Genomic DNA, 18,682 nt, shown 5'->3' on the forward strand with positions numbered 1-18,682 from the left:
GCTATGTAGCTCAGTTGGTTAGAGCATCGCACTCATAATGCGGGGGTCACAGGTTCGAATCCCGTCATAGCCACCATTAATATTGCGGAAGTGGCGAAATTGGTAGACGCACCAGATTTAGGTTCTGGCGCCCTAGGCGTGAGAGTTCGAGTCTCTCCTTCCGCACCATTAATAGCAGTACCAAACAGACCAGCTCACGCTGGTTTTTTTGTGTCTGAAATTTGCCTCTCCCCAGTTTTTCTCTCGCTCCTCTATTAACCCAGCTCCACGTTAATTCCCGTCCACATCACTCTTCACTGATTCCGAACACTCCTTGCCACTCTTGTCTCCCGGCCATAAAAAAGCGGCCCGCAGGCCGCTGGTGCACACATTCATCATCCCGGTTATCAGAACGGGAAGAACCAGGGGATCGCTACCACGCTGACCGCCATCACCAACAGAGTGAATGGCACCCCGATACGGATAAAATCGGCAAACTTGTAGTTGCCCGGCCCCAGCACCAGAGTATTCACCGGTGACGAGACCGGCGTCATAAAGGCAGCCGAGGCGGCGATGGCAATGGTCATGGCAAACGGATAGGGCGAGACTCCCATCTGCTGCGCCGTGCCCAGCGCAATGGGCGCCATCAATACCGCCGTCGCGGTGTTGGAGATAAAGAGCCCGATCACCGCGCAGAGGACAAACAGGCTGGCCAGCATGACCCGCGGCCCCATCTCCCCCACCGCATTGATCAGACCACCGACTATCAGATCCACCCCGCCGGTTTTTTGCAGCGCCAGCGCAAAGGGGAGCATGCCGACGATGAGGATCAGGGTCGGCCAGTGGATCGACTTGTAGGCACTCTCCATGTCGATGCAGCGAAACTTGCCCATCAGCAGACAGGCGATCAGCGCGGCAATCACGTTGGGCACCGGATCGGTCACCATCAGCAGGATCATCACTCCAAGACAAAAGAGGGCATGGATCGCCTGGCTGCGGGCGGGAGCCATCTCGTCCACTTCAGCGGGCAACCCCATCAGCAGAAAGTCGCGGCTATGGGTCTGCAACTGTCTGATGTGGCTCCAATTCCCTACCACCAGCAGGGTATCCCCCATCTGCAACGGCTCGTCCACCAGCTTGCCTGCCAGTGCCTCACCGTCGCGGCGCAGCCCCACCACGCTCAGACCATAACTGGAGCGGAAGGTCACCTCACGCACGCTTTTACCCAGAAGCTTGGATTCGGGGATCAGCGACACCTCGGCCATCCCCACCTCCCGCGCCTGATCGGAGAAATACTCCCCGCGCAGGATCATGGGTTCGAGCCTCGCCTCGCTGCAAAACGCCCGCACATCCACCTCGGGGTCTGACATGTCGATCAGCAGCACATCCTTGGCCTGAAATTCACTGATCCCAGACACCGGCACCATCACCCGGCGAAACTTGCGCCAGCGCTCCACCCCGATGACGTGGGCACCATAACGGGCACGCAGTTGCAGCTCGTCCAGGGTGTGACCAATCAGCGGGGAGTCCGGCCGCAGCGCCAGACGACGGGCCCGACCGGCCAATCGGTAGTCTCGGATGAGATCGCGCAGGGTGCGGCGTCCGGTCTGCTTGCCTTTGCCCTCTTCCCCTTCGCCCACCAAGGAGCCGCGCACCAGCAGCATGTAGAGGATGCCCAGCCCCAGGATCAGCACGCCCATGGGGGTGAAATCGAAAAACCCGAAACCATGTATGCCGTGGCGCATCAGCTCGCTGTTGACCACCATGTTGGGCGGTGTGGCCACCAGCGTCATCATGCCGCTGATCAGCCCGGCAAAACCGAGGGGCATCATCAGGCGACCGGCCGGGATCCCCATCCGGTTCGCCACGCTCAGCACCACCGGGATAAAGATGGCCACCACTCCGGTGCTGCTCATCACAGCCCCCAGACTCGCCACCGCTACCATCAGCAGCACCAGCAGCTTGGTCTCGCTGCTACCCGCTACCTTCACCAATGCATCCCCCACCTGATAGGCGATGCCGGTGCGCACCAGCCCCTCACCCACCACAAACAGGGCGGCAATCAGAATAACGTTGGGATCGCTAAAGCCCGCCAGCGCCTCCGGCAGGGTGAGGGTGCCGCTCAGCACAAACAGGATGACCACACCAAGGGCCACCACGTCCATGCGCACCTTGTTGGTCATAAAGAGATAGATGGCGCCAGCCAGCAGACAGAGCACCCAGACAAGCTCGGAATTCAATGCAACCTCCTGTTATCACGTGATTCTCCTCCCGGAGAGTGGACTCTATCAGACCACAGCCACGGCGCTATCATCTTGCTACATATCAATAAAGTCCGGCCCACCGGGGCCCCATAACTCATCACTGCTGGAATAACCGGGCAGCAGTGGCGATTTCTTTGATATGGGCCAAGCCCAAGGCGGACAAAAGTCCTGCCCCTCCCCCCCCTCACCCCTTAGAATGGCGCCCTCGCATACTAACCCTCATGCCCAAGGATCAGAAAATGAGCATATTCGAGCTGTTCAGCATCAATAACACGCTGGTGACCATACCGCTGGGTGGCGGCTATGCCATGTCATGGATTGAAGCCATCGGCACCCTGTTCGGGCTGGCCTGTATCTGGTTCGCCAGTCAGGAGAAGACCATCAACTACCTGTTCGGTCTGATCAACGTCAGCCTGTTTGCCATCATCTTCTTCCAGATCCAGCTCTACGGACTGTTGATGTTGCAGCTGTTCTTCTTCTGCGCCAACGTCTACGGCTGGTACGCCTGGACCCGCCCGGCCAACGATCAGGGGGATACCCTGCAGATCCGCTGGCTCAGCAAATCCAAGCTGATAATGACCGCCGCCGTGAGCGTGCTGGCCATCGCCCTGCTGACCCGCTATATCGACCCGGTCTTCGCCACCCTGGCGCGCACCTCGGTCTCCCTGCTCAACCTGTTTGGTGCCAACCTTGCCATCCCCGAGCCCTCCCCCGATGCCTTCCCGTTTTGGGATGCCAGCATGACAGTGCTCTCGGTGGTCGCCCAGATCCTGATGACCCGCAAATACGTGGAGAACTGGATCCTCTGGGTCGTCATCAACATCATCAGCATCGGTGTCTATGCGGCGCAGGGCGTCTACGCCATGTCGCTGGAGTACCTGATCCTGCTGTTTATCGCCGCCAACGGCACTCGCCTCTGGGTGATTGCCGCCAAGCGCCAGCCACAAGGTCTGTAAGCCATGAGTCTGTTACCCCATCTCCAGTGCCGCCACAACCAGATTGCCGAGCGGGTGGTACTGTGCGGCGACCCGGCCCGGGTCGATCGCATCGCCAGCCAGCTCGAACAGTGTGAGGTGCTGGGGCAAAACCGGGAGTTTCGCCTCATCAACGGATCCTATCAGGGGCAGCCCATCACGGTTTGCAGCACCGGCATTGGCGGCGCGTCGGCCATCATAGCGCTGGAGGAGCTGGTGCAAGCCGGTGCCCACTCGCTTATTCGGGTCGGCTCCGCCGGTGCCCTGCAACACGACATCGGCCTTGGCGACCTTATCGTGGTGGAAGGGGCGGTACGCAATGAGGGCGCCTCGCAGGCCTATCTGCCCGCCGAGTACCCCGCCTGCGCCGATATCTGGCTGCAGGCCGCCTTGCTCAACCATGTGGCAACCGGCAGCCAGCCTCATTGGCACGGGCTGGTACGCTCCCACGACAGCTTCTATCGAGATGATGAGCAGGAGGTGTGCCGCTACTGGCATGCCCGTGGCGTGCTCGGCGCTGACATGGAGACCGCAGCCCTGCTGACCGTGGGTCGCCTGCGCAAGGTGCGGGTTGCAGCCGTGCTCTGCAACGTAGTGCTGTTCGAGCAGGATGTGCAGCAAGGGGTGGCGGATTACGCCAGCGCCGAACAGGCGATGATGGCCGGTGAGCAGCAAGCCATCGCGGCCGCCCTCCACGCTCTGGTGCAATAAAGCGCAAACCGTTAACTGCGGCACATCCGCTACCGTGCGGGCTGGTATCCGGCCCGCACTCTTGCTAGCCTCATGGCCCTCGTCATCCGGTGCGACAGGCAAGTCATGCAGCAACAGCCCTACCCCCTCGGCCGTTTTCACGCCGAACTCCAGCAGCTTGAACCCCGCTTTGCCGCGGCGCTCGACGCCTGCACCCTGTTTCTGCGCCGTTACCTGCCGGGCGAATTGATCATGCGGCAGGGGGAGCAGAGCGAGCAGCTCTATCTGGTCGAACGTGGCCGGGTCTCCCTCAACAGCACGGTACACTCTGGCCGCCGCTTCCAGCTCGGCGAGATTGAGTGTCACAGCCAGATCTTCGGTGAGATGGAGTTCTTCAGTGCCACCCCGGTGCAGTGGAACGTGGTGGCCGAGACCGAGCTGGACGCCCGAGTCATCTGTGCCCACAAGCTGGCCCAGCGGCTGCTGGCAGAACCTGAGTTGACCCTCTTTTTCGCCGCTGCACTTGCCAGCGACTATCTCGATACCCTGGAGATCACCACCAGCCGGCTGCTCCACCCCATTGCCTACAACATCGCCTATGAGCTGTGGCGAGAACGCCAGCGCACCCCCATGCTGGGATCGCGCAAGCGGGCCCACGAGGCGGCCCGCTTTGGCACCACAGAGCGGGTCTACCGCCGCGCCCTCAAGGAGCTGGTCGAACAGGGCATAGTTGCCGACGGCAGCGATGGCCCTGTTATCGCCGATCTGACCAGGCTGCGCGCCTATCTCGACCTTTGATTTCCATTCACCTCATTTCGATTAACCCTGTCAGGAGAGAGCCATGTCTACCCATCCCGAATTCACCTTCTTCAGCCGCTTCGTCGCCGATATTCAGGCGGGCCGCAAAACCATCACCATTCGCGACGAGAGCGAAGCCAACTGGCAGCCTGGCCAGCGGTTGGCGCTGTTTACCAACCCGGAGCACCAGCCCTTTGGCACCATAGAGGTGCTCTCGGTCAAGGCGGTAGCCTTCGATGAACTGAACGACGAGCACGCCCGTCAGGAGAACATGACACTCCCCGAGCTCAAACAGGTGATCCGCGATATCTACCCCGATATGCCGCCGCTCTATGTGATTGAATTCAAACTGATTGCCTGAGCCGGATTTGGCCATTGCCGAGCGATGTGTTAATAGTGTCCTCTTTTGAATCATGGAGGTGACCCGAGTGTTTGAGATAGCGAGCCTGAAAGAGGGGATGATGCACGGGGTCGAGCTGTTCCAGCTGCTGCTGGAGATCATCTCCATCGCCTGTGTGGTCATTGGCCTTGGCAAGACCCTCTGGCTGGCGGCAAGAGTGCGGGATCACCAACCCGGCTTTCCGCGCATTCGCCTCTGTTTTGGCAGCTGGCTTATTCTGGCGCTGGAGTTCCAGCTGGCCGCCGACATCCTGGCCACCACAGTCGCGCCGAGCAAGGAGGAGCTGATCCGTCTTGCCATCATCGCGGTCATCCGTACCTTCCTGAACTACTTCCTCGGCAAGGAGCTGGAGGCACAAGCGGAACACCAGCAGGAGCAGCGCAGCGAGCAGGTCAAGGCAGCTCAATAACCTGTATTCCTGCAGAGTATCAGTGCTAAGTGCCGTGTCATCCCGACCATAGCCGTGGCCCGGGATGGCACCTTTGTGACCCTCCCCTCACTTTTGGCAATCAGCCAATAATGGAACCCTTTTCAAGGCTTCCCCTGCCCTGTCGAGGGCCCGCGCATCTGCGTAAGATAGAAATAACTCCTCCCCAACCGGCCACGCTGATGAACCCGCATCCCCTCCACACGCCCGATATCGACCTCGAGAGCCGCGTTATTTACCAGATCTACCCCATGAGCTTTCAGGACAGCGATGGCGACGGCATGGGCGATATCAACGGCATCCGTCAGCGCCTCGGTTATCTGGCCACCCTGGGGGTCGATATGCTGTGGCTCACCCCCATCTATCGCTCCCCCAAGCGGGACAACGGCTATGACGTGGCGGACTACCGAGCCATCGACCCCGCCTTCGGCACCCTGGCCGAGATGGAGCAGCTGATAGCCGAAGCGGCCACTCACGGCATCGGCATCATGATGGATATCGTCGCCAACCATACCTCCACCGAGCATGAGTTGTTTGTGAAGGCGCTGGCCGGTGATCCCCGTTATCAGGACTACTACGTATTCCGGGATCAAGCCTTTGTCGATGCTCACCCCATTACCTCGATTTTTGGCGGCAGCGGCTGGCAGTATGTGCCAGCGCTTGATCGCTACTACCTGCACAACTTCGATGTGAGTCAGGCCGATCTGGACTGGGACAACCCGGCGGTGCGTGCCGAAATGGCAGAGGTGATCAACTTCTGGCTGGGCAAAGGGATCAAAGGGTTTCGCTTCGATGTGATCGACATGGTGAGCAAAGAGTGGGACCGACTGGCCATGAGCAACGGCCCGCACCTGCACGACTATATCCGCGAGCTCAATGCCGCGAGCTTCGGCGGCAAGGGGATCATTACGGTGGGGGAGACCTGGGGAGCCGATCTCGCCCATATGCAGCGCTACTCCAGCATAGATGGCAGCGAGTTCAGCATGGTGTTCAACTTCGAGCATCTGGGGCTGGGCAGTGACAAGTGGTCATCCCGCTTCGATCCCCTCGCCTTCAAGCGAGCCATGGCCCGCTACCAGCAAGGGCTACACGGGCGTGGCTGGAACAGCCTGTTTCTCGGCAACCACGACCTGCCCCGCGCCGTATCACGCTTTGGCGATGACAGGCCAGAGTGGCGTGAAACCAGCGCCAAGCTATGGGCCATGGTGCTGCATATGATGCAGGGCACTCCCTTCATTTATCAGGGGGAGGAGCTGGCTATGACCAACCGCCACTGGCAGCCGGGCGAGCTGCGCGATGTGGAGGCGCTCAACTACCGCGCCAGCCAATCGGGGCTGGATCCTGCCGAGCTGAGTCGGCGGCTCGATGCCATCGGCCGCGACAATGCCCGCACCCCGATGCAGTGGGACGCTGGCCCCCACGCCGGTTTCAGCACCACCACGCCCTGGATTGCCATCAATGCCAACCACGTCGAGATAAATGCTGACGAGCAGCTGGCCCGCCCCGACTCGCCGTTTCACTGCTATCGCCAGCTCATCGCCCTGCGCAAGGCTCACCCGGTCATTCGCCACGGCAATTTCGAGCTGCTGGATGGGGATGATCCCGAGCGCATCAGCTATCGCCGCCACTGGCAGGATCCGGCCAGCGGAGAGCGACACACCCTGCTGCTGCTCGCCAATCTCACGGCGAACCCCTTGCCGATGCCCCACTTCGACAAGGTGACAAACAAGATGCGGTTGCTGCTGGCCAATTACCCAAGCGAACCACTGCCACACTTCGCCCCTTATCAGTGCGCCATCTGGCTGCAAGTGGAGCAGGGTTAACCCCGTGCTGACGGGCCAAAGCAATGGCCCGTCAATCGCCACCCCACCGGCTACCAGCAGAAAATCACGCACCCACTCGGCGGGATTAAATTAACCACTATTACTGACTTATTAATTGATTATTTATCCCGTTTGATACGCTCTCATTGCCCCTCTTACTATGCCTGCGACCTATCCATTGCCGATGCAACTATCGGCCTTCAAACTGGCATAGCAAAGTGGAAAACAGATGATCACCACAGACGGGAATAACGCAGTCGCCTCGGTGGCGTACCGCACCAGCGAAGTCATCGCCATCTACCCCATCACCCCCAGCTCGGCCATGGCTGAGCAGGCGTCCGCCTGGTCGAGCGAGCGGGGCCTGAACCTGTGGGGCGACGTGCCTCGCGTGGTGGAGATGCAGTCGGAAGGGGGCGCCATTGCCACCGTCCACGGCGCACTGCAGACCGGTGCCCTGGCGACCTCGTTTACCTCGTCTCAGGGCTTGCTGCTGATGATCCCCAACCTCTACAAGTTGGCGGGTCAGCTCATCCCCTTCGTGCTGCACGTGGCGGCGCGCACCGTGGCGACCCATGCCCTGTCGATTTTCGGCGATCACTCGGACGTGATGGCGGTACGCCAGACCGGCTGCGCCCTGCTCTGCGCCAGCAATGTGCAGGAGGCCCAGGACTTTGCCCTGATCGCCCAGGTAGCCAGCCTCAACAGCCGGCTCCCCTTCATCCACTTCTTCGACGGCTTTCGCACCTCCCACGAGATCGCCAAGATAGTGCCGCTCGATGACGACACCCTGCGCGCCCTGCTGCCCGCCGAGGCGATCCGTGCCCATCGGGAGCGGGCGCTGACCCCAGACAAGCCGGTCATTCGCGGTACCGCCGCCAACCCGGACACCTATTTCCAGTGCCGGGAGGCCACCAACCCCTGGTATGACGATGCGTATCGCCATGTGAGCGAGGCGATGGACGCCTTCGGTGAGCGCACCGGCCGCCACTACCGGCCGTTCGAATACGTGGGTCACCCAGAGGCCGAGCGGGTGCTGGTGCTAATGGGTTCCGCCATCGGTACCTGCGAGGAGGTGATCGCACGGCTGATTGAACAGGGCGAGAAGGTGGGGCTGGTGAAAGTACGCCTCTACCGCCCCTTCTCGGCCGCGCACCTGCTGGCGGTCATTCCGCAGAGCGCCCGCAAGATTGCGGTACTGGATCGCACCAAGGAGCCAGGCGCCCAGGCCGAGCCCCTCTATCTGGACGTGATGAGTGCGCTGGCCGAGGCGGTCAGTCGGGGAGAAAGAACCAGCCTGCCGCGGGTCATCGGCGGGCGCTACGGCCTCTCCTCCAAGGAGTTCAACCCGGCCTGCGTGCAGGCCATCTTCGATGAGCTGGCCCTGGATAACCCAAGGCCGCGCTTCACCGTCGGCATCTTCGACGACGTCACCGGCCTCTCCCTGCCGCTGCCGGCCCTCGATTATTCGAGTTCCGACCTTGGCAACCAGCACAAGCTGGAGGCACTGTTCTACGGCCTTGGCAGCGACGGTACCGTGTCGGCGGCCAAGAACAGCATCAAGATCCTCGGCAACCACACAGCCCTCTATCCTCAGGGCTATTTCGTCTACGACTCCAAGAAGGCGGGCGGCCTCACCGTCTCCCACCTGCGGGTCGGCGAGCGGCCGCTGCAGTCGGCCTACCTGGTGGACGAGGCGGACTTCATCGGCTGCCACCAGTGGCAGTTCATCGACATGTACCAGATGGCGGAGCGGCTGAAGCCCGACGGCATCTTCCTGCTCAACAGTCCCTACGACGCCGAGCAAATCTGGCAGCGGCTGCCCCAGGAGGTGCAACAGGCCCTGCTCCAGAAGCGTGCGCGCCTCTACACCATCAACGCCGCCAAGATTGCCCGCGAGTGCCAGCTCGGCAACCGCATCAATACCGTGATGCAGATGGCCTTCTTCCAGCTCAGCGCCATCATACCGCCGGCAGAAGCGACCGAGCTGCTGCGCCAGACCATCGCATCGAGCTATGGCAGCAAGGGGCAGGCGCTGGTGGAGCGCAACTGGCAGGCCCTGGCCGCCACCTGCGAGGCGCTGACTCAGGTGCCGCTGCAGGCGCTTGACCCCACCAGCCACCAGCGCCCGCCCGTGGTATCGGCCAAAGCCCCCGACTTTGTTCAGACCGTCACCGCCGCCATGCTGGCGGGGCTGGGCGACAGCCTGCCGGTCTCCGCCTTCCCGCCGGACGGCACCTGGCCGGTCGGTACTACCCGCTGGGAGAAGCGCAACATCGCCAAGGAGATCCCCATCTGGGAAGCGGAGCTCTGTACCCAGTGCAACTACTGCGTCGCCGCCTGTCCCCACTCGGCCATTCGCGCCAAGGTGGTAGAACCGGATGCACTGGCCGCTGCTCCCGCTACCCTGGATGCGCTGGATGTGAAATCCCGTGACATGCGCGGCCAGCAGTACGTGCTGCAGGTGGCGCCGGAGGATTGCACCGGCTGCAATCTCTGCGTTGAGGTGTGCCCGGCCAGGGATCGCAGCAACCCGGATCGCAAGGCGATCAATATGGCTTCGCGCCTCGATCACCTCGACGAGCAGAAGGCCAACTACGACTTCTTCCTCGACCTGCCAGAGCGCAGCGCCGAGCAGCTGGAGCGCATCGACATCCGCACCTCCCAGCTCATCTCGCCGCTGTTTGAATACTCGGGCGCCTGCTCCGGCTGTGGCGAGACCCCCTATATCAAGCTGTTGACCCAGCTCTATGGCGATCGGCTGCTGATTGCCAACGCCACCGGCTGCTCGTCCATTTATGGTGGCAACCTGCCTACCACCCCCTACACCACCAACGCCGACGGGCGTGGGCCGGCCTGGGCCAACTCGTTATTTGAAGACAACGCCGAGTTCGGACTGGGGTTCCGTCTTACCGTCGATCAGCACAGGGAGCGGGTGCGCCGTCTGCTGGCGAGCCTCGGCGACACCATACCGGCAGAGCTGCGCGAGGCGCTCGGCGATGCCACCCTGCCGGTTTCCGAGCAGCGGGCCCATATCCAGCAGTTGCGAGCGCTTCTGCAGGAGAGCCAGACCCCGGCAGCCCAAGAGCTGGCTCGCGATGCAGACTATCTGGTGGAAAAATCGGTCTGGCTCATCGGCGGCGATGGCTGGGCCTACGACATCGGCTTTGGCGGGCTCGACCATGTGCTGAGTCTGGGGGAGAACATCAATGTGCTGGTACTCGACACCCAGTGCTACTCCAACACCGGCGGCCAGCAGTCGAAGGCGACGCCACTCGGTGCCATTACCAAGTTTGGCGAGCAGGGCAAGCGCAAGGGGCGCAAGGATCTCGGGGCCAGCGTGATGATGTATGGTCACGTCTATGTGGCGCAGATCTCCCTCGGTGCCCAGATGAACCAGACCGTGAAGGCGATTCAGGAGGCGGAAGCCTACCCGGGGCCGTCGCTCATCATCGCCTACAGCCCCTGCGAGGAGCATGGCTACGACATGGCCGAGAGCCACGAGCAGATGAAACAGCTGACTGCCACCGGTTTCTGGCCTCTCTACCGCTTCGATCCGCGCCGCGCTGACGAGGGCAAGTTGCCGCTGGCACTCGACTCGCGGGCACCCAATGCCTCGCTGGCCGAGACCTTGCGCCATGAGCCCCGCTTCCAGCGGCTGGAGCGCCAGCTGCCGGAGGTGGCCAGCCAGCTCTATCAAGAGGCAGAGCAGGAGGCCAATCGCCGCTTCGCCTGGCTGAGCCAGCTGGCGGGCAAGGAGAGTCCGGCGCAGGAGTAACCTGAGAATGGCTTGATGGCAACAGCCACTCTATTCGCCAAATAACAATCAGGGCTCCCCGCGGGGAGCCCTGATGCTAGCTATGGTGAGCCTATGTCGGCGCAGGTCAAATCAGGCGCTGATAGATGCCAGCTCGTGGCGCTTCAACGCCAGCAAGGTGATGAGCAGCGCCAGTGTGGCGATCAATGCCATGCCGATATAGGTTGCGCTGAAGCCCGGGGCCAGCAGACCGGGGGCGAGTCGGCTCAGATCGCCATCGCTGCCGGCTGGCAAGCGCAAGTGGAACAGCATGGAGCAGATAGCCACGCCAACGGCACCGCCTAGCTCCCGCCCGAAGTTGAACAGCGACATACCGATGCCGCGATCCTGCCGTGGCAGGGCATTTTGCACCACCACCGAGAGGGCGGGCAGCACCAGACCCAGACCAATACCGGCAAACCCGAGGGCCAGCTTGACCCAGGCATCGAAGTGGATCTGCCAGAGCGCCACCGCGGCCAGCGCAAACCCGACCGCAACAAAGCTCTTGTAGTGACCGGTACGGCCAATCAGCTTGCCGCCGACAAAGGCGCCGGCAGTGATGCAGATCATGAAGATGACCATGATGGCGCCGCTCTCGCTGGCGCTCAACCCCTTCTGCCACTGCATCTGCAACGGCAGATAGACCAGCACGGCAAACATCAGCAGCTGGGAGAGCATCACCAGCAGCACGCTCACCAGATAGCCGGGCAACCGTGCCAGATGGGCAGGCAATATGGGGTCGTGGGCGCGCCGCTCAATCAGAATCAGCAGCAGCAATGCAACGCCCAGCGCCGCCGAGAGCCAGACGGCGGGCAGCGCCGCCTCCGGCGAGAGCAGCAACAGGGTGAGCGTGGTGACGGTAATCAGCAGAGCCGCCCCCTTCCAGTCGAAGCGACTGTGGCGACGCACGTTGAGTTGCTTGAGGTTGCGGTTGATGAGAAAGACTGCCAGCGCCCCGAGCGGCAGATTGATCCAGAAGATCCAGCGCCAGCTGAGCTGCTCGGTGAAGTAGCCGCCGAGCAAGGGGCCAGCGATGCTGGAGACCGCATAGACCGCCGAAATGTAGCCCTGATATTTGCCCACCTCCCGCGGCGGAATGGTGTCGGCAATCACGGTAAACGCGAGGGCAATCAGACCGCCGCCCCCCAGCCCTTGCAGCACCCGCGCTGCCAGCAGGGTCTGCAGATCCTGGGAGAGGGCGCAGGCCACCGAGCCCGCCAGAAACAGGCCGATGCCGATATTGAGCATCCGCACCCGGCCAAAGAGATCGCTCAACTTGCCGTAGAGGGGCAGCACGGCGGTGGCCGCCAGCAGGTAGGCGGTGACCACCCAGGTGAGGGCGGCACCGGCATGCAGCTCGGCGCCAATCATGGGCAGCGGGGTGGTGACTATGCTCTTTTCCAGTGAACCGAGCGCAATCACCAGCGCCACACTGGAGAAGATGGTTTTAGGGGATATTTTCGAGGTCATAAGCGGACTCGCTGATCTGATATGCCAAAGTATCCGGCAATGAACGGATTATTGTCTCACAAATCAGCAAGAGATAGAAAAAACGGCGGCCACAATCTACCCAACCATGAAGCCGATCCCACAAAGTGCCGACCGTTTCTGCTAGCCTGCTCTATTTGATTCGAGGAGCCCCCATGAGCGAGCGTGAGCAGTACGGGTTTGATCACTACGATGCCCTGATTTTCGATATGGATGGCACTTTGGTAGATTCCATGCCCCTTCATCTGGATGCCTGGGAGCTCACCTGCGCCGAATTCGGCATCCCCTTCGAGCGGGATCAGCTCTATCAGTACGGCGGCATTCCCACCCGCAAGATCATCGCCATGCTGGCCGAGCAGCAGGGGCTGACGGTGGATGTCGAGGCTTTTACCCGTCGCAAGATTGCCCTCTACATGGCCCATATCGACAAGGTCAGCGTCTTTCCCAAGATGTGGGAGCTGGTCAGGCACTATCACGGCAAGGTCAAGATGGGGATTGGCACCGGCTCACCGCGCAATCAGGCGGAGGCCATCCTCAAAAGCACCGGACTCGATGCCTATATCTCTGTGGTGGTGAGCGCCGATGACGTCATCAACCACAAACCGCATCCCGACACCTTTTTGCGGGTGGCCGAGCTGCTCGGCGCCAATCCCGCCAACTGTCTGGTATTTGAAGATACCCGGATCGGGCTTGAGGCTGGCAAGGCGGCGGGGATGGATACTCTACTGGTAATGGAAGGCGAACTGCACCAGAGGTAGATCGCAAGCGGACAGCGGCAACATGGCGCCACCTCAATGGTGCCATGATGCTGTTCAACTCGCGGATAAAGGGTTCTCCTGCAAACAGGAGACGAGCGTCGGCCCGGTGGCAACTGTCAAGGAGAGTGCATCGACCATGGCTTCCTCCTTCCATGCCTGATGCTGGCGCAGCAACGCCAGAGCTTCAACCGGCGTATCTGCAAAGATGGGGGCCGCCATGGCGGCAAATCCCTGCTCAACCAGTTGACGACGCTCATCGCTATAGCGCGGGGCATTGGCATCGAGATAGGTAAGCGCCTGGCCCAGCGTGAAAAAGTGATAGTTGGGCATCGAATGACCCTCAAAAATAAAGTGCCATTCTACTCCTTTCTGCTCCATTTCCAGCCTTAAACCCTTGTCCATCCGGTGATCTCGTTCACATTTTTGTTAACAATCCCACAGACAACCATGCCACGGCAGCTGGCCTCGCCCGCGACCCTTTCATCCCTGGCAGGCTGTAGACTACAACCGGCGCAGAGAGCCCGATCCATAGCGCTGCGTCGAGCCAACGTCATCCTCTCTTGACCATGCCGCACCCGGTCAGCCGATATATTGCCAACCCTGGTCACCTCGATATGGGACCACTGGGCTGTGTCACGCATATTTCACCAGATATATAAAAAGATAAAAACGCTCCGAATCTGGGCCAACCGTCAGCCTACCGATAATTAACAAGCATCCCCCATGCAAATATTTGAATTATATTCCAGCCACATCTTTAACTACTGTTACAGTAATCTCTGCTAGCATATTTTTGCGCGGCAAGATAGATGACTAAAAAAACATAAAGTACATATCTATGCACAATAAAATCGTTTGATGGCAGCTTGATGCATCGCATTAACCCTTTCTTTACACTCCTTCACTGCCAAGGTATCTGCCCCAACCCCGGCCTGGACTGGACTATTGCTCGATGCATGGCCATTGGCGGACAAACAGGTGACTATTCAGCATGAATTGAATAGCAATCACATTAAATTTGCACCCATTGAGCCATCTCATAGAAATGCAATCAGCGGTTTGCAACCCCTGATAGCCACTCATAGAATCGCAGCGTCTGAAATATCTACCCTGTCCTCTTCTCCCTTATTCCTCTCAGTAATTGAGTGGATCACAAATAATAACCGGGGATGCCGCCGCTGGCGCAGTGGCCGTGGCGTACAACAAGATGGGGTAAACCTGTACCTGAATGAACAACAAATATTAAAAAGAGGCATATCTATGAGTGGCACCATCATCAAGTCGGCAAGAAATACCCCCCATGCACCCCAGGATCTGGGTCCCTGCACCCAAACGGTGGCGTTTTCTCATTACAACAATATCTCGGCCCAGCTGCCGGTCGATCCGGCCACCGGCAAGATGGTGAGTGACGATGTCACCGCGCAGGCCAGACAGTGCCTGAGCAACCTCAAGGCGATCATCGAGAGCATCGGCCATGTGATGGACGATATGGTCAAAGCGACCATCTTCCTGAAAGAGATGGCGGATCTGGAGGCGGTCAACGCCGTCTATCGCGAATTCTTCCCGGGCTATCTGCCGACCCGCACCACCCTCGCCGTCGCCGCCCTGCCGCTGGGCGCACTGGTGCAGATCGATGCCATCATCTCCAACGGCGAAGGTACCTTCCCACAAGATCCTTGCCCGCTGGTGAAGCTCGCCCGCAACAGTGACAAGGCGCCGCACAATCCGCTCTCCACCCATACCGTGGCCTTCTCCCACTACAACAATATCGGTGCGCAACTGCCGGTCGAGGCCGCCTCGGGCCAGCTGGTTGCCGGTGGCATCAAGGAGCAGGCGGGTCAGAGCCTGCGCAATATCAAGGCGGTGCTGGAGAGCATCGACGTGCCGTTTGACGATATCGTCAAGGTTACCGTCTATCTGACCGATCTGGCCGATCTGGAGGCCGTCAACGAGGTCTACACCACCTTCTTCCCCGACTCCGCCATCGCCCGCGCCGTCGCCTATCTGCCCGCCCGCTCTGTGGTCAGTGCCGCTGCCCTGCCCATGGGGGCACGGGTGCAAATGGATGCGGTCATCTCCCACGGTGACGGCACCCCGCCACAACTGGTGGAAGACCGTCACAATCTGGTGATCCGTGCCCGCAATACCGACAAGGCACCGCGCAGCCCCTTGCACACCCAGACCGTCGCCTTCTCCCACTACAACCATCTCTCTGCCCAACTGCCGATTGACCCCGCAACCGGCAAGATCCTGGCTGGCTGCATCAAGGAACAGACCGCCCAGTGCCTGAGCAATATCAAGGCGATTGTGGAGAGCATCGGCCATGTGATGGACGATATCGTCAAGGTCAATATCCAGCTCGCCAATATCGCGGATCTGGATGCGGTCAACGCCGTCTACACCAAATACTTCCCGGGTTATCTGCCTGCCCGCACCGTGATTGGCGTGAGCGAGCTGCCCGCTGGCGTCCTGGTGCAAATTGATGCGGTAATGTCCAATGCGGAAAGCACCCCGCCGCAGGTGTAATGTTGCGGGAAATAAAAAAGAGACCGGCTGATGGCCGGTCTCTTTTTACATGCCAGACAAAGGGATGGCCCCTCAGCCCTCGATATCGCGGTTCCTGATCGCCACTCTGACCGCCTCTGCCGTGGTGGCTACACCGAGTCGACGGCGGGCACTGCGCAGATGGTTCTCGACCGTGCGCACCGAGAGCTTCAGGGTGGTGGCGATGTCGGCATGGCGCCAACCCCGAGAGACCCACTCCAGCACTTCGCGCTCACGACCAGTGAGGCCGCGCTCGTGGCCCGCTACCGGCATCTCCATCAGGCGACGAGCTGCATGAAAAGCTGCCACCGCGATCAGCGCAAGGCCAACCCGAGCGGGAGCGCTGGCATCGATCTGATCACCGCCAAAACTCATCGCCCCCTCCAGTCCCAACGGCCCATAGACGGGTACCTGCAAGCCATGTCGGCCCGGCACTTCGGGCTGGCGAACGATACGGTACTGCTCACCAGAGGCGCCAACCGTTTTGCTCCAGAAGAAGGGCTGGTCTCGCTCCCTGATATGCATCGCCATCGGGCACTCGCGCATATAGGCATGCAGGTCGACCACCTCACCGCTCTCCAGCCACGCCCCCTCCAGCCAGTAGAGATGCTCGACCACCCCCTCCTCGCTGGCGCTGATGGAGAAAAGCGCAAAGCGGTGATACCCCAGCGGGGTGGCAAAGGCGCGCACCAGTTGCTGGATCTCCTCCAGCCGCTGGCACCCTTCCAGCGCCACCGCGACCTGCAATGCATTCGCTGGCGATGACGACAACCTCATCGCTTGGCAACCGCCTCCAGCAAGGTGGTAGCAGCCAGCTTGCCGAGGTTATTGCCCGCCAGCGGGCTGTCACCGGTCAGCAGATTGCGATCCCGGCACACCTCTCCCGAGATGCCGTTGTTGACGATCTCGAAGCCAATCTCTTTGAGCTTCTCGCCAAACTTCCAGGTGAGGTGGCCCGGCATATAGCCAATTGCCGGGGTCTGGGCATCCAGCTCGTCGGGGAAGGCGCAGATCTTGTAGCCCGCGAAGGTCTCTGGATTGGCCACCGCCAGCAACGCAGCAGGCCCGTGACAGAGGGAGATGATGAAGCGATCGTTGGCCATCGCCCACTCCAGCAGCGCTTTCACCTCGGCACTCTGCGGCAACCCCATCAGGGCGCCGTGGCCGCCGGGAATAAAGACGCTGATATAGTCCGAGTCGGCGGCCAGCGCCTCTTTCAGCAGATCGGCCAGCTTGGCCGGTTGGCGGAACTGCGCCTGATATTTGGCATAGAGCCCCAACACCTCTTCATCTTCGCCGGGCATGGCCCACCACTCGAACTTGACCGGATTGCCGGAGAGGGTGGCTACGTCAAAGGCAAAGCCCGCCTTGTCGAGGTGATACATGGGCAGCAGGGTTTCGACCGGATGGTTGCCGGTGGAAAACAGGGTGCCGTTGTCGGTGGGCAGATAGCGCTCATCGGCCCCGATCAGCAGGATCTTCCAGCGCCCCTCCCGATAGGGAGCGGGATAGTCGGCCCCGGCAAGGTCAGACTTGCGCGAGGTGAACTGGCTCAGGGAGTAGGGCGACGGGAAGAAGGCATTCTGCTCTGCCGGATCCGGGGTCGGTTGTTTATCGTCAACAAGCATGTCGGTCATGGCTCAGGCTCCAGTAGTGGTGGACTCGGTCTCACAGTATTGACTGTCAGAGACCAAGTAAATGAGGGTTTTCCCTCAACCGCCATGACTATGGCAAGAGGTGTGACCACGCTGCGACAAAACCTGAACAGAATCCCCGCCAGACTTAGGCCATCGCGGCAAATGCCCTGACGATGGCATCCATGACCGCCCTGACCCGCGCGGCATGCTGCACATCCTGATGGGTCACCAGCCACACATCGTAGGATTGCTGTAACTGCCGCTCGGGCCAGACCCGCACCAACCCGGCTTGCTCTGCGAGCGGAACCGCTACCTCGCCAAGCCCCAGCCCCATCAACAGGGCCTGACGCAGCATCAGGCTGGTATTGACTCCCGCGGCGACCGTGGCCCCCTCGGCCGCCTCTTCGAGCATCATTGGCGAGCGAGCGCTCTGCCAGTGGGGCTCATACACCACCAGCGAATGGCCCGCAAAAGCGGTGCCCGCTTCGGGAATGCCATGGCGAGCCAGATAGTCGGCGGAGGCATACAACCCGACCGGCCAGGAGGCCAGCTTGCGAATAATCAGGTCGGGATTGTCCGGCTTCACCGTCCGGATCGCGATATCCGCTTCCCGCAGGGACAGATTGACCACCTGGGTCGAGGTATTGAGGATGACCCTGATATCGGGATAACGCTGATGCAGCTCGGTCAGAGCCGGTATCAGGAAATCCATCCCCAGGGTGTCTGTGGTCGCCACGCTGACCTCCCCAACCAGGCGGTTGTCGACCCCTTGCGCCGCCCGCACAAAATCAATGGCCGCCAGCTCCATCTGCTGGGCGCTGGCCAGCACTATCTCTCCGACATGAGTCAGCACATACCCTTTGGATGTGCGGAGAAACAGCGTGGCTGCCAGACGATGCTCCAGTGCGGCAATCCGTCTGCCAATGGTGGCCTGATCGACCCCGACCACACGGGCGGCGCCCCTCAGGCTCCCTTCCCGATGCAACGCCAGAAAAATTTTCGCATCATCCCAGTTCATCACGACTCCCGATTGAAATGCATTTTTGCATTACAGGTGAGGGATAATACTGCGTTTATTCATCAGCAATCTCCACTATCTTGGTGCTC

At 60.7% G+C, this 18,682-nt stretch carries 15 protein-coding genes and 1 tRNA gene; 10 read left to right on the forward strand and 6 right to left on the reverse strand.

From position 1 onward, the window contains the following. The first annotated feature begins 84 nt into the window (after nucleotides 1-84). A tRNA-Leu gene (locus tag G5137_RS14500) sits at nucleotides 85-168 on the forward strand. 218 nt (nucleotides 169-386) lie between these two features. Here G5137_RS14500 and G5137_RS14505 read toward each other — a convergent pair. Further along, a complete protein-coding gene (locus G5137_RS14505; protein WP_421255596.1) occupies nucleotides 387-2,219 on the reverse strand; it encodes an SLC13 family permease in 1,833 nt (610 codons plus the stop codon). A 263-nt stretch (nucleotides 2,220-2,482) separates the two neighbouring features. Between G5137_RS14505 and pnuC the strand changes: the two genes are divergently transcribed. The 7 genes from pnuC to nifJ all read left to right on the forward strand — a co-directional run bounded on the left by pnuC (nucleotide 2,483) and on the right by nifJ (nucleotide 11,130). Continuing rightward, nucleotides 2,483-3,199, forward strand: a complete 717-nt coding sequence (gene pnuC, locus G5137_RS14510) for a nicotinamide riboside transporter PnuC (protein ID WP_111900740.1) — start codon at nucleotides 2,483-2,485, stop codon at nucleotides 3,197-3,199. A 3-nt stretch (nucleotides 3,200-3,202) separates the two neighbouring features. Further along, nucleotides 3,203-3,928, forward strand: coding sequence for a nucleoside phosphorylase (locus G5137_RS14515; protein ID WP_421255597.1), 726 nt, complete (start codon nucleotides 3,203-3,205; stop codon nucleotides 3,926-3,928). A gap of 105 nt (nucleotides 3,929-4,033) precedes the next feature. After that, nucleotides 4,034-4,705 (forward strand): Crp/Fnr family transcriptional regulator, encoded by a 672-nt coding sequence (locus tag G5137_RS14520; RefSeq protein ID WP_227341140.1) that lies wholly within the window; start codon nucleotides 4,034-4,036, stop codon nucleotides 4,703-4,705. Between the two features lie 43 nt (nucleotides 4,706-4,748). After that, nucleotides 4,749-5,066 carry a N(4)-acetylcytidine aminohydrolase gene (gene yqfB, locus G5137_RS14525; RefSeq protein WP_421205942.1) on the forward strand — a complete coding sequence of 106 codons (318 nt, stop codon included), beginning with the start codon at nucleotides 4,749-4,751 and terminating at the stop codon, nucleotides 5,064-5,066. A gap of 67 nt (nucleotides 5,067-5,133) precedes the next feature. Beyond that, nucleotides 5,134-5,514 (forward strand): DUF1622 domain-containing protein, encoded by a 381-nt coding sequence (locus G5137_RS14530; RefSeq protein ID WP_421205941.1) that lies wholly within the window; start codon nucleotides 5,134-5,136, stop codon nucleotides 5,512-5,514. A gap of 200 nt (nucleotides 5,515-5,714) precedes the next feature. After that, nucleotides 5,715-7,355 (forward strand): alpha-glucosidase, encoded by a 1,641-nt coding sequence (locus G5137_RS14535; RefSeq protein WP_421205940.1) that lies wholly within the window; start codon nucleotides 5,715-5,717, stop codon nucleotides 7,353-7,355. 229 nt (nucleotides 7,356-7,584) lie between these two features. Continuing rightward, the gene (gene nifJ, locus G5137_RS14540; protein ID WP_421255598.1) at nucleotides 7,585-11,130 is read left to right on the forward strand and encodes a pyruvate:ferredoxin (flavodoxin) oxidoreductase; all 3,546 of its coding nucleotides are present in this window, start codon (nucleotides 7,585-7,587) and stop codon (nucleotides 11,128-11,130) included. A gap of 111 nt (nucleotides 11,131-11,241) precedes the next feature. Here the strand turns inward: nifJ and G5137_RS14545 are convergent, their stop codons facing one another. Then, the gene (locus G5137_RS14545) at nucleotides 11,242-12,618 is read right to left on the reverse strand and encodes an MDR family MFS transporter (protein ID WP_421255599.1); all 1,377 of its coding nucleotides are present in this window, start codon (nucleotides 12,616-12,618) and stop codon (nucleotides 11,242-11,244) included. A gap of 173 nt (nucleotides 12,619-12,791) precedes the next feature. Between G5137_RS14545 and G5137_RS14550 the strand changes: the two genes are divergently transcribed. Continuing rightward, complete coding sequence (locus G5137_RS14550; protein ID WP_421255600.1) at nucleotides 12,792-13,394, forward strand: HAD family hydrolase; 603 nt, start codon at nucleotides 12,792-12,794, stop codon at nucleotides 13,392-13,394. A 54-nt stretch (nucleotides 13,395-13,448) separates the two neighbouring features. On the opposite strand, the gene G5137_RS14555 is transcribed toward G5137_RS14550, so the two are convergent. Next, entirely contained in the window at nucleotides 13,449-13,796 is a 348-nt protein-coding gene (locus G5137_RS14555) for a hypothetical protein (protein WP_254204217.1), read from the reverse strand. A gap of 858 nt (nucleotides 13,797-14,654) precedes the next feature. On the opposite strand from G5137_RS14555, the gene G5137_RS14560 reads away from it, so the two are divergent. Continuing rightward, nucleotides 14,655-15,920, forward strand: a complete 1,266-nt coding sequence (locus G5137_RS14560; protein ID WP_421255601.1) for a RidA family protein — start codon at nucleotides 14,655-14,657, stop codon at nucleotides 15,918-15,920. Nucleotides 15,921-15,992: 72 nt separating this feature from the next. On the opposite strand, the gene G5137_RS14565 is transcribed toward G5137_RS14560, so the two are convergent. The 3 genes from G5137_RS14565 to G5137_RS14575 form a co-directional block, all read right to left on the reverse strand. Further along, the gene (locus G5137_RS14565; protein WP_216979310.1) at nucleotides 15,993-16,715 is read right to left on the reverse strand and encodes a PA1136 family autoinducer-binding transcriptional regulator; all 723 of its coding nucleotides are present in this window, start codon (nucleotides 16,713-16,715) and stop codon (nucleotides 15,993-15,995) included. Then, a complete protein-coding gene (hchA, locus tag G5137_RS14570) occupies nucleotides 16,712-17,575 on the reverse strand; it encodes a glyoxalase III HchA (RefSeq protein ID WP_421255602.1) in 864 nt (287 codons plus the stop codon). The genes G5137_RS14565 and hchA overlap by 4 nt, the downstream gene beginning before the upstream one ends. A gap of 145 nt (nucleotides 17,576-17,720) precedes the next feature. Further along, entirely contained in the window at nucleotides 17,721-18,593 is an 873-nt protein-coding gene (locus tag G5137_RS14575; protein WP_100646576.1) for a LysR family transcriptional regulator, read from the reverse strand. Nucleotides 18,594-18,682: the final 89 nt, after the last annotated feature.

The organism is Aeromonas sp. 600282 (genome assembly GCF_049175755.1).
Lineage (GTDB): Bacteria > Pseudomonadota > Gammaproteobacteria > Enterobacterales > Aeromonadaceae > Aeromonas > Aeromonas veronii_A.

Bases quoted from the DNA above. Each gene is read 5' to 3' on its own strand.
- pnuC (WP_111900740.1), top strand. From the start codon at position 2,483: ATGAGCATATTCGAGCTGTTCAGCATCAATAACACGCTGGTGACCATA.
- G5137_RS14515 (WP_421255597.1), top strand. From the start codon at position 3,203: ATGAGTCTGTTACCCCATCTCCAGTGCCGCCACAACCAGATTGCCGAG.
- G5137_RS14545 (WP_421255599.1), bottom strand. From the start codon at position 12,618: ATGACCTCGAAAATATCCCCTAAAACCATCTTCTCCAGTGTGGCGCTG.
- G5137_RS14535 (WP_421205940.1), top strand. From the start codon at position 5,715: ATGAACCCGCATCCCCTCCACACGCCCGATATCGACCTCGAGAGCCGC.
- G5137_RS14565 (WP_216979310.1), bottom strand. From the start codon at position 16,715: ATGAGGTTGTCGTCATCGCCAGCGAATGCATTGCAGGTCGCGGTGGCG.
- nifJ (WP_421255598.1), top strand. From the start codon at position 7,585: ATGATCACCACAGACGGGAATAACGCAGTCGCCTCGGTGGCGTACCGC.
- G5137_RS14560 (WP_421255601.1), top strand. From the start codon at position 14,655: ATGAGTGGCACCATCATCAAGTCGGCAAGAAATACCCCCCATGCACCC.
- hchA (WP_421255602.1), bottom strand. From the start codon at position 17,575: ATGACCGACATGCTTGTTGACGATAAACAACCGACCCCGGATCCGGCA.
- G5137_RS14575 (WP_100646576.1), bottom strand. From the start codon at position 18,593: ATGAACTGGGATGATGCGAAAATTTTTCTGGCGTTGCATCGGGAAGGG.
- G5137_RS14555 (WP_254204217.1), bottom strand. From the start codon at position 13,796: ATGGACAAGGGTTTAAGGCTGGAAATGGAGCAGAAAGGAGTAGAATGG.
- G5137_RS14520 (WP_227341140.1), top strand. From the start codon at position 4,034: ATGCAGCAACAGCCCTACCCCCTCGGCCGTTTTCACGCCGAACTCCAG.
- yqfB (WP_421205942.1), top strand. From the start codon at position 4,749: ATGTCTACCCATCCCGAATTCACCTTCTTCAGCCGCTTCGTCGCCGAT.
- G5137_RS14550 (WP_421255600.1), top strand. From the start codon at position 12,792: ATGAGCGAGCGTGAGCAGTACGGGTTTGATCACTACGATGCCCTGATT.